A 12,653-nucleotide genomic window follows, 5' to 3' on the forward strand; every position below is an offset into this window, starting at 1 on the left:
ATTGTGCGGCTCCGCCGCGTGGGGCGCTGCCCCAGACCCCGCTCCTCAAGCGCCGGAGGGGCTGGATGATGCCGGGGGAGCGCTGGGGCTCCGCCCCAGGCCCCGCTCCTCAAACGCTGGAGGGGCTGGGTGTGCGGGGTGCACAAATCCAGCCCGTCCGGCGTTTGAGGACACGCCCGTAGGGCGTGTGCGAGGAGGTCAGCCGTTGCGGGGGCCCGGGAAGGCGTTCGGGCGGATCTCCTCGCGGAGCGATTGCGCGGCGGCCGTCGGCTGCGGCGGCATGGAGCGGGCGGCGGGCACGGACGGCAGGGACGGTGGGGCAGCCAGCGTGCGGGTGGCGGTCGCCGTCTCGACCGTGAGCTCGGCTTCGGCGGGGGAGCTCGCCTGCGTCGCGGCCCGCCGCGCGCCGTAACGGCGGTGCACCGCCTGCTTGGTCACTCCGAGCGCCGAACCGACCGCGTCCCAGGAGAAACCGAGCGAACGGTCGAAGTCCACGGCGGCGGTCACCAGTGTCTCGACGCTGTCCCGCAGCTCCTGCGCGAGGCGGACGGTCGGCGCCGGGGCCCGCCCGTAGACGACGAAGCCCGTGGAAGGGCCGGAGCGACGCGGGCGGTAGACGTTGCCGAGCTGGGCGGTGAGGGTGCGCAGTGCGTCCACCTGCCGGCGGACCCGCTCGATGTCCCGTACCAACAGATGCAGGCTGGCCCGTGCTTGGGCGTCGTGGGTTGCGTGGTCGGCCATGAACAAGCCTCTCGAACCGGCGTGAAAGAAGGGGCGGAAGAAGGGAAACAGGAGGGAAGTGGAAAGGGGTCGGGGCCGCGTGTGCGGACCGTTTCGGTCAATCTCTCTTGACCAACGCGTCACCCGGCGCCGGGGTCACGCTGCGGGGGCGTGTCCGCCTCTGCGCGGGGCGCGCAGATGGGCGTACGCCCCCTGAGGACGGGGCCCCCGGCGGCCCATAGACTGGTGCGCCTCTTGACGCCGCACCCTGTTCCGCCCTTCCTGCCCGAGAGGCCCGCGCCACCGATGAAGCTCGTCTTCGCAGGCACCCCCGAGGTCGCCGTACCCGCCCTGGACGCCCTGATCGCCTCCGACCGGCATGAAGTCGTCGCCGTCGTCACCCGGCCCGACGCCCCCGCGGGACGCGGCCGAAGGCTCGTCGCCAGCCCCGTCGCCGCGCGCGCCGAAGAGGCCGGGATCGAGGTGCTCAAGCCGGCCAGGCCGCGCGACGAGGACTTCCTCGCGCGGCTGCGCGAGATCGCGCCGGACTGCTGCCCTGTCGTGGCGTACGGTGCGCTGCTGCCCAAGGCCGCCCTCGACATCCCGGCCAAGGGGTGGGTCAACCTGCACTTCTCGCTGCTGCCGGCCTGGCGCGGCGCCGCCCCCGTGCAGCACGCGATCCTCGCGGGCGACGAGGTCACGGGCGCGTCGACGTTCCTGATCGAGGAAGGCCTCGACTCGGGTCCTGTGTACGGAGTGCTCACGGAGCAGGTGCGGCCCACCGATACCAGCGGCGACCTGCTCACCCGGCTCGCCTTCGCCGGCTCCGGGCTGCTCGCCGCCACCATGGACGGCATCGAGGACGGCACGCTGCACGCCGTACCGCAGCCCGCCGAGGGCATCACGCTCGCACCCAAGATCACCGTCGAGGACGCCAAGATCGACTGGGCGGCGCCCGCGCTGCGTGTCGACCGCGTCGTGCGCGGCTGCACGCCCGCACCGGGCGCCTGGACGCTGCTGCGCGGCGAGCGGCTCAAGCTGGTCGCCGTGAAGCCGCTGCCGGAGCGGACGGACCTGGGCCTGGCGCCCGGCGAGCTGGCCGCGTCGAAGAAGAATGTGTACGTCGGGACCGGATCGCACCCCGTCGAGCTGCTCTGGGTCCAGCCGCAGGGCAAGAAGCCGATGCTCGCCGCCGACTGGGCCCGCGGCGTGCGGATCGCCCCGGGCGAACACCTCGGCCCGGCGGACGTACGCTGAGAGGGTTCGTCCCCCTCTCAAGCGGAGCACCTTTTTCGTGAGTGACCAGCCAAGCAGCAGCCCGGCCAAGCGAGCCTCCAAGCGTCCCGCCAAGCCGCACCGGCGCCCCCAGAAGGACCCGGTCCGCTTCCTCGCCTTCGAGGCGCTGCGCGCCGTCGACGAGCGCGACGCGTACGCGAACCTCGTCCTGCCGCCGCTGCTCAAGAAGGCCCGCGCCAAGGGCAACTTCGACGAGCGCGACGCGGCGCTCGCGACCGAGCTGGTGTACGGGACGCTGCGCCGCCAGGGCACGTACGACGCGGTCATCGCCGCCTGCATCGACCGGCCGCTGCGCGAGGTGGACCCGCCGGTCCTGGACGTACTGGCGCTCGGCGCGCACCAGCTGCTCGGCACCCGCATCCCGACGCACGCCGCCGTCTCGGCGAGCGTGGAACTGGCGCGCGTGGTGCTCGGCGAGGGGCGCGCGAAGTTCGTCAACGCCGTGCTGCGGAAGATCTCCGCGAAGGACCTCGACGCCTGGGTGGAGCAGGTCGCTCCGCCGTACGACGACGACGCCGAGCAGCACCTGTCCGTCGTCCACTCCCACCCGCGCTGGATCGTCTCCGCGCTGTGGGACGCCCTGGGCGGCGGCCGGGCCGGCATCGAGGATCTGCTGGAGGCCGACAACGAGCGGCCCGAGGTGACGCTCGTCGCCCGCCCCGGCCGCTCCACCGCCGACGAGTTGCTGGACGTACTGGGTGAGGACTCGGGGCTGCCCGGCCGCTGGTCCCCGTACGCCGTACGGCTGACCGAGGGCGGCGAGCCGGGGGCCATCGCCGCCGTCCACGAGGGCCGCGCGGGAGTCCAGGACGAGGGCAGTCAGCTGGTCGCCGTCGCGCTCGCCAACGCGCCCGTGGAGGGGCGGGACGAGCGCTGGCTCGACGGCTGCGCCGGGCCCGGCGGCAAGGCGGCCATGCTGGCCGGACTCGCCGCCCAGTGCGGCGCAGCGCTGCTGGCCGCCGAGAAGCAGCCGCACCGCGCCCGCCTCGTGGAGCGGGCACTCGTGGGCAACCCCGGCCCGTACCAGGTCGTCGCCGCCGACGGCCTGAACCCGCCCTGGCTGCCGGGCTCCTTCGACCGCGTCCTGATGGACGTTCCGTGCTCGGGGCTCGGCGCGCTGCGCCGCCGCCCCGAGGCGCGCTGGCGCCGCCGCGCCGAGGACCTGGAGGGTTTCGCCCCGCTCCAGCGCGGGCTGCTGCGCGAGGCGCTGAACGCGGTGCGCGTGGGCGGAGTGGTGGGGTACGCGACCTGCTCACCGCACCTCGCCGAGACCCGGATCGTCGTGGACGACGTGATCAAAGGGCGCGGTGCCAAGGGGCGCGGCGGACACCAGCCGGTCGAGGTCGAGTGGATCGACGCCAGGCCGCTGATGCCCGGGGTTCCGGCGCTGGGCGACGGGCCCGACGTACAGCTGTGGCCGCACCTGCACGGCACGGACGCGATGTACCTCGCACTCCTGCGCCGGACCGCGTAGGCGGCGCTCCCCGAGTGGGGCGACCGCTGGTTTTCGGGAACCCTGGGGCGTATGGGAAAGACCGCTCTCATCGTCATCGACATGATCAACACCTATGACCATGACGACGCGGACCTGCTGCTCCCCTCGGCGCGCGAGGCCGTACCGGCAATCGTCCGGCTGCTCAAGCGCGCCAGGGAGAGCGGCGTTCCGGTCGTCTACGCCAACGACAACTTCGGCGAATGGCGCTCCCACCACGGTGAGATCGTCGATACGGCGCTGTCGGGGCCGCACGCGGAGCTGGTGCGGCCCCTCCAGCCGGACGACGACTCGCTCTTCGTGGTCAAGGGCACGCCATTCGATCTTCTACGAGACACCGCTCGGCTACCTGCTGAGTTCGCTGAAGATCGATCACGTGGTGCTCTGCGGCCAGGTCACCGAGCAGTGCGTCCTGTACTCGGCGCTCGACGCGCACATCCGGCATCTGCGGGTGACCGTCCCGAAGGACGCCGTGGCGCACATCCACTCCCCGCTGGCCGAGGCGGCCCTGGAGATGATGCGCCGCAACATGCATGCCGAGATCGTGTCCGGCGACGACATCGAGTGGTGAGCCCGCAGCTCCGCGCCCCAATGACCCTTGCCGCGGGCCGAATAGCCAGGATTGCGAGGACTGCGCTCATCCCGTGCGCCTCTGGTCCGTACCGAGGGACCTACCGGGGAGTGGAAAGGCCCCGGGACGTGGCAGGCTTGGCCCATGGCTGTTCAGATCAATCCCAGTATCCTCTCCGCAGACTTCTCCCGACTGGCGGAGGAGGCGAAGGCCGTCGAAGGTGCCGACTGGCTCCACGTCGACGTGATGGACAATCACTTCGTCCCCAACCTCACGCTGGGCGTCCCGATCGTGGAGTCGCTGAGCCGGGCGACGGACATCCCGCTGGACTGCCACCTGATGATCGAGGACGCCGATCGCTGGGCCCCGCAGTACGTCGAGGCGGGCGCCGGATCGGTCACCTTCCACGCCGAGGCGTGCGCCGCCCCGGTACGGACCGCGCGCGAGATCCGCGCCAAGGGCGCCCGCGCCTCCATGGCGCTGAAGCCGGCCACGCCCATCGAGCCGTACGAGGACCTGCTCCCCGAGCTCGACATGCTGCTGATCATGACCGTTGAACCCGGCTTCGGCGGCCAGGCGTTCCTCGACATCATGCTGCCGAAGATCCGCCGCACCCGTGAGCTGATCTCCAAGCACGGACTGGAGCTGTGGCTCCAGGTCGACGGCGGCGTATCGGCGTCGACGATCGAGCGCTGCGCGGAGGCGGGCGCCGACGTCTTCGTCGCGGGTTCCGCCGTTTACGGGACCGACGACCCGGCCGCCGCGGTACGCATGCTGCGCGACCAGGCGACCGGGGCCACCACGGCAGCCGGATGGGCATGCGACCACTGAGCCACGGCTCGGTGAACGCCGCCCTTCGGGGCTGATCAAGGTCTTGCTGATCTGACAGGATGAACAGCGAGCCCAGAGTGTGAACAGCAGTGAGGAGATCGCGGTGTCTGCAATGTCGGCGGGCCGGTCAGCCCTGCGGATGGGACCCGCAGAGCTGGTCCAGGCGGCGGCCATGGCCCGCCGCTTCTACCTGGAGGGCAAGTCCAAGATCCAGATCGCCGAGGAGTTCGGCGTCAGCCGCTTCAAGGTGGCCAGGGTCCTGGAGACCGCCCTCGAACGCGATCTCGTACGGATCGAGATCAGGGTGCCCGCCGAGCTGGACGCGGAGCGCTCCGACGCGCTGCGCGCTCGCTACGGCCTGCGGCACGCGGTCGTCGTCGAATCCCCGGCCGACGCCACCGAGGACGCCCTCCCCGGATCTCCCGGTTTCGCCGGCAGCGCGCCCACCGACCCGGAGAACCTGGGCGAGGTCGCCGCCGACCTCCTCGGCGAGCTGGTGAACGAGGGTGACGTACTGGGCCTGGCGTGGGGCCGCTCCACGATCCACATGGCGGCCGCCCTGCACCAGCTGCCGCCGTGCACGGTCGTCCAGCTGACCGGTGTGTACGACGCGGGGACGGCGGAGCGCGGATCCGTGGAAGCCGTACGGCGCGCGGCGCAGGTGTCCGGCGGCGAGGCGCACCCGATCTACGCGCCGATGCTGCTGCCCGACCCGGCGACCGCGGCGGCGCTGCGCAACCAGACCGGCATCGCACGCGCCTTCGAGTACTTCGACAAGGTCACCGTCGCGGCCGTGTCCATCGGCTCGTGGGAACCGGGCATCTCGACCGTCCACGACATGCTCTCCGACGAGGAGCGCGCGCACTACGCCTCCCTGGGGGTCGCCGCCGAGATGTCCGCGCACCTCTTCGACGCCGAGGGCCGCCGGGTCGGGCGCGACCTGGGCGAGCGGTGCATCACCGTCGAGGCGGACCGGCTGCGGCGTATCCCCGAGGTGGTGGCCATCGCGGGCGGACTGCGCAAGGCGGCCGCCATCGACGCCGTACTCAGATCGGGCCTGGTCACCAGCCTGGTCACGGACACCGCCGCGGCCGACTTTCTGCTGAGCGAGACGGGCACGGCGCCGCGGCCCGCGCTGGACCGGGCAGACCCTGACGACTGAGCGGCGTCGATGGCGGCCGCTGAGCGCGGCACCTTCTGAGCACGGCCCCTTCGCTTCGGAGGATCCGACGAGTGCACCCCCTGTGGCCTGGACGATCGGCCTGGAGGGTGTATCGGCATGGGCATGGGACACTGAAGTACGTGCGTTTTTCCCCGGCTGAAATGCCCGGGGGCCAACTCCGAACGACTGGGATGTTCAGCACGTGCGTTTCCTCAACGATCTGAAGCCGCCGTACGACCTCACGTACGACGACGTATTCATGGTGCCGAGCCGTTCGGCCGTCGGCTCCCGTCAGGCCGTGGACCTCACGTCGCCCGACGGCTCCGGCACCACCATCCCGCTGGTCGTCGCGAACATGACCGCGATCGCCGGCCGCCGGATGGCCGAGACCGTGGCCCGCCGCGGCGGGCTCGTCGTCATTCCGCAGGACATTCCGATCGATGTCGTCACCGAGGTCGTCTCCTGGGTGAAGTCCCGCCACCTCGTGCTCGACACCCCGATCGTCCTGACCCCCTCGCAGACCGTCGCCGACGCGCTGTCGCTGCTGTCCAAGCGCGCGCACGGCGCGGGCGTCGTCGTGGACGCCGAGCGCCGTCCCGTCGGTGTCGTCACCGACCACGACCTGACCGGCGTCGACCGCTTCACGCAGCTGTCCGAGGTCATGACCCGCGACCTGGTCCTGCTGGACGCCGGCATCGACCCGCGCGAGGCCTTCAACCGGCTCGACGCCGCCAACCACAAGTACGCGCCCGCCGTCGACAAGGACGGCCGCCTCGCCGGTGTCCTGACCCGCAAGGGCGCCCTGCGCGCGACCCTCTACACGCCCGCCACCGACGCCGACGGCAAGCTGCGCATCGCGGCCGCGGTCGGCATCAACGGCGACGTCGCGGGCAAGGCCAAGCAGCTCCTCGACGCCGGTGTGGACACCCTCGTCGTGGACACCGCGCACGGTCACCAGGAGTCGATGATCGCCGCGGTCAGGGCCGTGCGGGCGCTCGACCCGCAGGTCCCGATCGTCGCGGGCAACATCGTCGCCGCCGAGGGCGTGCGCGACCTCATCGAGGCCGGCGCGGACATCATCAAGGTCGGTGTGGGCCCCGGCGCCATGTGCACCACCCGCATGATGACCGGCGTGGGCCGCCCGCAGTTCTCCGCCGTCATGGAGTGCGCGGCCGAGGCCAAGAAGTTCGGCAAGCACGTCTGGGCCGACGGCGGTGTCCGTCACCCGCGTGACGTCGCGATGGCGCTCGCCGCGGGCGCGTCCAACGTCATGGTGGGCTCCTGGTTCGCCGGTACGTACGAGTCGCCCGGCGACCTCCAGCACTCGGCCGACGGCCGCGCGTACAAGGAGTCGTTCGGCATGGCCTCCGCGCGCGCCGTGCGCAACCGTACGAGCGAGGAGTCGGCGTACGACCGGGCGCGAAAGGCGCTCTTCGAGGAGGGCATCTCCACCTCGCGCATGTTCCTCGACCCGACCCGTCCGGGCGTCGAGGACCTGATCGACTCGATCATCGCGGGTGTCCGCTCCTCGTGCACGTACGCCGGTGCGAGCTCCCTGGAGGAGTTCGCCGAGAAGGCGATCGTCGGGGTGCAGAGCGCCGCCGGTTACGCCGAGGGCAAGCCGCTGCACGCCAGCTGGAGCTGACGCTCCGGCAGTGGTCACCATCCGGCCGGTTCCCGCTCGTGCGGGGACCGGCCGCTGGTGTGTGGGCGTCCAGCTCGTGTGTGGGCGTCGCCTAGTTCGCCTTCGCCTTCGCCTCGGCCGGGCGCGGCCAGATCGCCCGTACCCGCTTGCCCTCGGGCAGGGGGCGGACCTCGACCCGGCCCGCGAGCCGCTGCACCATGTGCCAGCCGAACCCGCCGCCGCCCCCGACCGGTTCCCGGGGCACGGGCGGCTGGTCGCTGGAGTCGTCGATCTCCACCACCAGCTCCTCGCGTCCCGCGAGGAGGGTGAGCCGCCACCAGCCGGAGGTGTGCCGCACGGCGTTGGCCACCAGCTCGCTGACCACGAGCAGCACAGCGTCGAGGTCCGCCCAGGGGCAGTGCCGGGCGACGTAGTCGGCGGCGGCCTCCCGGGCCGTCGCGCTGTCTTCCAGGGGTGAGTCCAGGACAACCATGGGCGGCTCCTCAGTCAGCAATGGCTCACTTACCCGCCCTTCGCCGTCCCATGACCCTCTGGCCCCACCGGTACTCACGCCGTGGGCGAACAGCGCGCGGGGCTAGGGCCTGTCCGACGGCGTGACGAAGCCCGTCCCACGCAGGGCGGCGGTGACCGCCTCGGCCATGAGGGCGTGGCCCGTGTCGTTCGGGTGCAGCCCGTCCGCCAGGTGCTCCGGGCCGAGGATGTCCCTGCCGGGGAGCAGCGCCAGCCGGTCGTCGCCCGCGGCCACGCGGGCCCGCGTGCCCTCCTCCAGGGCTGTGCGGAGGTCGGCGAGGGTGGCGCCCAGGGCGTTGGGCGTCCGCTCCGCCTCGGGGCGCAGGACGGGGGAGAGGACGAGCATCGGGGTGTCCGGATGACCCTGGCGTACGAGGCCGACGAAGGCCCGGACCGTCTCGTACAGCAGGGGCGCCGAGAACGGGGTGCGGGACCAGCAGTTGGTGCCGAAGGCGAGGGTCAGGACGTCGGCCGGGAGGCCCGCCATCTGCTGGGCGACGGCCAGTTCGCCGCGGCCGGCGCCGGCGTGGCCGAGGTTCACCGCGTCCAGGGCGAGCGCCCGGCCCGCGGCCGCCGGCCAGGCGTGGGCGGGGCGGGTGGACCACCAGCCCTCGGTGATGGAGTCGCCGTGCACCAGCCAGCGCGGCTGCGGCGGGGCGGGCGCGATGGAGCCGCCGACCGCACGCAGGCCCAGGATCTCGGGGCACTGGCTCTCCGGCGGGTGGACGGTGAACCGTCCGCGCCGGTCCGGCAGCCCGATCCGTACGACCGTCTCCCGCTCCGGGGCCTCGGTGACCTCCGTCACGAGGGCGCCGTCGTGCCACAGCGCGAAGGTGTGCGCGAGGTCGCGCAGCTCGTCGGCGCGGGTGGGGAGGGCGGCGCGGTAGCGGATGTCGACGGCGGTGGCGCCCCGCGCCGTGAACTCCAGCCGTACGCCGACGGGGACCGCGGCGCGCTCGGCGGTGTCCCACGGCAGCCGGTCCAGGTCGGCGGGATCGGCGCGCACGGGGCGGCCGTCGTCGCGCCAGGCGACGCCGCGGAGGTAGGGGGCGGGATCCAGCCATCCCGACGAGCCCGTCAGGTCTGCGTCGGCTGCCCGGTCTGTTGTCGTCATGATCGCCTCCGGTCGCCGGTGTGCGTACGCCGGTCACAGGATGTCCGTCGTACCGGACAAAAGGGATATCGAAAGGTCGGGCGCAACGAAGAGTCACGTGTCGGAGTTGTGCGCAATGATCGGCCGTCGGTACGCAAGGTTGCTGCATTACGCATGTGAACGCACACCTCGTAGGCTTCGCGCTGTACGTGGAGTGGCGGGGACCGCCTGCTCGGCGGTTCCCGAGCTCCGGGCTGATTTCTTACGCCCCGAGTGAACCGCTGCGGTCGCCGCCTTCCCGATCGGCAGCGATAAGGAGCCACCCCAGTGTTGGACGCAGCGCCACCCGTCACTCCCCAACCGGAATCTGAGCGTCCGCCGCTTGGCAGCCGGCTGATGCGGCGCAAGCCCGTTGAGCAGCTCGTCGCCGAGGGCGGCCAGGGCGAGGGCGGTTCGCTCCGCCGCTCGCTCACCATGTGGCAGCTGACGATGATCAGCATCGGTGCCACGCTCGGCACCGGGATCTTCGTCGTGCTCGGTGAGGCCACCCCGCTGGCCGGCCCCGCCGTCGCGATCTCGTTCGTCATCGCCGGACTCACCGCCCTCTTCTCGGCGCTCTCCTACGCGGAACTGGCCGGATCCATACCGGTGTCCGGCTCCTCGTACTCCTACTCGTACGCAACCATGGGCGAAGTCATCGCATGGATCTGCGGCTGGTGTCTGGTGCTGGAGTATGGCGTGTCCGTCGCGGCCGTGGCCGTCGGCTGGGGCGAGTACCTCAATGAGCTGCTCGACGGCACGATCGGCATCACCATCCCCGAGTCCGTCTCCGCCCCGCTCGGTGAGGGCGGCTTCATCAACCTGCCGGCGCTCGTCGTCATCCTGCTCGCCATGGTCTTCCTGATGGGTGGCGCCAAGGAGAGCGCCCGCGTCAACACGATCATGGTCATGATCAAGATCGCCACGCTGGTGCTCTTCTGCGCCATTGGCTTCATGGGCATCAAGGCGGGCAACTACGCCCCCCTGGCCCCGCTCGGCGTCACCGGAATCAGCGCCGCCGCGGCCACCCTGTTCTTCTCGTACATCGGCTTCGACGCTGCCTCCACCGCCGGTGAGGAAGCCAAGAACCCGAAGAAGGACCTGCCGCGCGCGATCATGCTGTCGCTGCTGATCGTCACCGTGCTCTACTGCCTCGTCGCCCTGGTCGCCGTCGGCGCCATGCCGTGGCAGGACTTCGAAGGCACCGAGGCGGCCCTCGCGCAGATCATGAAGGACGTCACGGGTCACAGCTTCTGGGGCGTCGTCCTCGCCGCCGGCGCTGTCGTGGCCATCGCGAGCGTCGTCTTCGCCGTGCTGTACGGCCAGACCCGCATCCTCTTCGCGATGTCGCGCGACGGCCTCGTCCCCAAGGTCTTCGCCAAGGTCGACGCGCGCACCGGCACGCCGAAGGCCAACGTGGTGATCGTGTCGCTCTTCTGCGGCGTCCTCGCGGCCTTCATCCCGCTCGGCGAGCTGGCCAACGCCACCAGCATCGGCACGCTGTTCGCCTTTGCCCTGGTGAATGTCGCCGTGGTGATCCTGCGGTACAAGCGTCCGGACATGCCGCGCACCTTCCGCGTGGCGCTGTTCCCGGTGACGCCGATCCTGGGCTTCGCCTTCTGCGCATACATGATGTACAGCCTGCCCGGCAAGACGTGGGTCTACTTCGGTGGCTGGATGGTCGCGGGGCTCGTGTTCTACTTCTTCTACGGCTTGCGCCGCTCCAGTCTGGCCAGTGTGGCCGCCGTGACCGCTTCGGCCGCGGAGGTCGCTGAATAGAAGTGATTCACCCCCCGTGCGACTGAACGATCTCGACGAACGCATCGTCCACGCCCTCGCCGAGGATGCCCGCCGCTCCTACGCGGACATCGGCTCCGAGGTCGGCCTGTCCGCGCCCGCTGTGAAGCGGCGCGTGGACAGGCTGCGGGCGGAAGGCGCCATCACCGGCTTCACCGTCCGTGTCGACCCGGCGGCGCTCGGCTGGGAAACCGAGGGCTTCATCGAGATGTACTGCCGCCACAACACGTCCCCCGAGGACATCCGTCGTGGCCTGTCGCGCTACCCCGAGGTGGTGTCCGCGTCGACCGTCACCGGTGACGCGGACGCCGTCGTTCAGATCTTCGCCTCCGATATGCGGCACTTCGAGCGGGTGCTGGAGCGGATCGCGGGGGAGCCGTTTGTGGAGCGGACGAAGTCGGTGCTGGTGCTTTCGCCGCTGCTGAGGCGCTTCTCGTCGGGGTCGCCGGCGTAGGGGTACGGAGCGCAGGGGGGCGGGAGGCCCCGCCCAGGGGTGCTCCGGCAGGCTTACGGACCGTACGACCTCGGACTCATCGGCGTACGCGCAATGAATCACCGTCGCCCGCCCCGATTGCGCAACGGATCGACGGTCGGTCCGCAACGGTCGCGCCTTGTCCCGGTACGAGCGTGGAACGTACCGTCATTACGTCTCCCGCACACCCCTCCCCACCTGCCCGAGGTCAGCCATGCCGCCGTTGCGCACCGCACTCCTCCAGAGCTCCGGCCGTCCCGGGTCCGTCGACGAGAACCTCAAGGCCCTCGACGAGGCCGCGGGCCGTGCGGCGGCTGCCGGGGCCGGGCTGCTGGTCTGCCCGGAGATGTTCCTGACCGGCTACGCCATCGGCGCCGACGTGCACCGGCTGGCCGAGCCCGCCGACGGAGAGGCCGCCGACGCAGTCGCGGACATCGCCGTACGCCACGGACTCGCCGTCCACTACGGCTACCCGGAGCGCGACGGGGACGTCGTGTACAACTCCGCCCAGCTCATCGGGCCCGACGGCGCGCGGCTCGCGAACTATCGCAAGACGCACCTCTTCGGCTGCTTCGAGCAGGAGTGGTTCACCCCCGGCAAGGACGCGGTCGTCCAGGCCGAGCTCGGTGGCCTGACCATCGGCCTCATGATCTGTTACGACGTCGAATTCCCGGAGAACGTCCGCGCCCACGCGCTCGCGGGCACCGACCTGCTGCTGGTGCCCACCGCACAGATGCACCCGTTCCAGTTCGTGGCCGAGAACGTCGTGCCCGTCCGGGCCTTCGAGAACCAGATGTACGTCGCGTACGTGAACCGGACCGGCCCCGAAGGCGAGTTCGAGTTCGTCGGGCTGAGCTGCCTGGCCGGTCCCGACGGGGCCTCCCGTGCCCGCGCCGGGCGCGGCGAGGAGCTGGTGTTCGGTGACGCCGACCCCGAGTTCCTGCGGGCCTCGCGCGAGAACAACCCGTACCTGCGCGACCGCCGCCCCGGCCTGTACGCGTCGCTGATCTGACGCCCTCCCCGGC

At 71.5% G+C, this 12,653-nt stretch carries 11 protein-coding genes and 1 pseudogene; 9 read left to right on the top strand and 3 right to left on the bottom strand.

Features of this window, described 5'->3' with window-relative positions; all coding sequences use genetic code 11:
• Positions 1-198: 198 nt before the first annotated feature.
• Positions 199-741, bottom strand: a complete 543-nt coding sequence (locus J7E91_RS18480) for a hypothetical protein (RefSeq protein WP_214905820.1) — start codon at positions 739-741, stop codon at positions 199-201.
• A gap of 285 nt (positions 742-1,026) precedes the next feature.
• On the opposite strand from J7E91_RS18480, the gene fmt reads away from it, so the two are divergent.
• The 6 genes and pseudogenes from fmt to J7E91_RS18510 all read left to right on the top strand — a co-directional run bounded on the left by fmt (position 1,027) and on the right by J7E91_RS18510 (position 7,717).
• Entirely contained in the window at positions 1,027-1,977 is a 951-nt protein-coding gene (gene fmt, locus J7E91_RS18485) for a methionyl-tRNA formyltransferase (protein ID WP_214906031.1), read from the top strand.
• A gap of 37 nt (positions 1,978-2,014) precedes the next feature.
• On the top strand, positions 2,015-3,490 hold the full coding sequence (locus J7E91_RS18490) for an RsmB/NOP family class I SAM-dependent RNA methyltransferase (RefSeq protein WP_214905823.1): 1,476 nt from the start codon (positions 2,015-2,017) through the stop codon (positions 3,488-3,490).
• Between the two features lie 51 nt (positions 3,491-3,541).
• Positions 3,542-4,079 (top strand): annotated as a pseudogene (locus J7E91_RS18495) (cysteine hydrolase family protein).
• 144 nt (positions 4,080-4,223) lie between these two features.
• Positions 4,224-4,910 (top strand): ribulose-phosphate 3-epimerase, encoded by a 687-nt coding sequence (rpe, locus tag J7E91_RS18500; protein WP_028814056.1) that lies wholly within the window; start codon positions 4,224-4,226, stop codon positions 4,908-4,910.
• 79 nt (positions 4,911-4,989) lie between these two features.
• Complete coding sequence (locus J7E91_RS18505; RefSeq protein ID WP_214905826.1) at positions 4,990-6,072, top strand: sugar-binding transcriptional regulator; 1,083 nt, start codon at positions 4,990-4,992, stop codon at positions 6,070-6,072.
• 202 nt (positions 6,073-6,274) lie between these two features.
• Complete coding sequence (locus J7E91_RS18510) at positions 6,275-7,717, top strand: GuaB1 family IMP dehydrogenase-related protein (RefSeq protein ID WP_214905828.1); 1,443 nt, start codon at positions 6,275-6,277, stop codon at positions 7,715-7,717.
• 91 nt (positions 7,718-7,808) lie between these two features.
• Here J7E91_RS18510 and J7E91_RS18515 read toward each other — a convergent pair whose 3' ends face one another.
• Positions 7,809-8,189, bottom strand: a complete 381-nt coding sequence (locus J7E91_RS18515) for an ATP-binding protein (RefSeq protein ID WP_251015848.1) — start codon at positions 8,187-8,189, stop codon at positions 7,809-7,811.
• Between the two features lie 102 nt (positions 8,190-8,291).
• Positions 8,292-9,341, bottom strand: a complete 1,050-nt coding sequence (locus tag J7E91_RS18520; protein ID WP_214905831.1) for a GDSL-type esterase/lipase family protein — start codon at positions 9,339-9,341, stop codon at positions 8,292-8,294.
• Positions 9,342-9,716: 375 nt separating this feature from the next.
• On the opposite strand from J7E91_RS18520, the gene J7E91_RS18525 reads away from it, so the two are divergent.
• The 3 genes from J7E91_RS18525 to J7E91_RS18535 all read left to right on the top strand — a co-directional run bounded on the left by J7E91_RS18525 (position 9,717) and on the right by J7E91_RS18535 (position 12,640).
• On the top strand, positions 9,717-11,138 hold the full coding sequence (locus tag J7E91_RS18525) for an amino acid permease (RefSeq protein WP_251015849.1): 1,422 nt from the start codon (positions 9,717-9,719) through the stop codon (positions 11,136-11,138).
• A 16-nt stretch (positions 11,139-11,154) separates the two neighbouring features.
• Positions 11,155-11,610, top strand: a complete 456-nt coding sequence (locus J7E91_RS18530; protein ID WP_069929730.1) for an Lrp/AsnC family transcriptional regulator — start codon at positions 11,155-11,157, stop codon at positions 11,608-11,610.
• A 232-nt stretch (positions 11,611-11,842) separates the two neighbouring features.
• Positions 11,843-12,640 (top strand): carbon-nitrogen hydrolase family protein, encoded by a 798-nt coding sequence (locus J7E91_RS18535; RefSeq protein WP_214905836.1) that lies wholly within the window; start codon positions 11,843-11,845, stop codon positions 12,638-12,640.
• The last annotated feature ends 13 nt before the right edge of the window (positions 12,641-12,653 follow it).

It is taken from the genome of Streptomyces sp. ISL-99 (assembly GCF_018614005.1).
GTDB lineage: Bacteria > Actinomycetota > Actinomycetes > Streptomycetales > Streptomycetaceae > Streptomyces > Streptomyces flavidovirens.

What these genes read in the sequence shown, in the direction of transcription:
- J7E91_RS18480 (WP_214905820.1), bottom strand. Translation starts at nt 741, where the DNA reads ATGGCCGACCACGCAACCCACGACGCCCAAGCACGGGCCAGCCTGCAT.
- fmt (WP_214906031.1), top strand. Translation starts at nt 1,027, where the DNA reads ATGAAGCTCGTCTTCGCAGGCACCCCCGAGGTCGCCGTACCCGCCCTG.
- rpe (WP_028814056.1), top strand. Translation starts at nt 4,224, where the DNA reads ATGGCTGTTCAGATCAATCCCAGTATCCTCTCCGCAGACTTCTCCCGA.
- J7E91_RS18515 (WP_251015848.1), bottom strand. Translation starts at nt 8,189, where the DNA reads ATGGTTGTCCTGGACTCACCCCTGGAAGACAGCGCGACGGCCCGGGAG.
- J7E91_RS18520 (WP_214905831.1), bottom strand. Translation starts at nt 9,341, where the DNA reads ATGACGACAACAGACCGGGCAGCCGACGCAGACCTGACGGGCTCGTCG.
- J7E91_RS18525 (WP_251015849.1), top strand. Translation starts at nt 9,717, where the DNA reads ATGCGGCGCAAGCCCGTTGAGCAGCTCGTCGCCGAGGGCGGCCAGGGC.
- J7E91_RS18535 (WP_214905836.1), top strand. Translation starts at nt 11,843, where the DNA reads ATGCCGCCGTTGCGCACCGCACTCCTCCAGAGCTCCGGCCGTCCCGGG.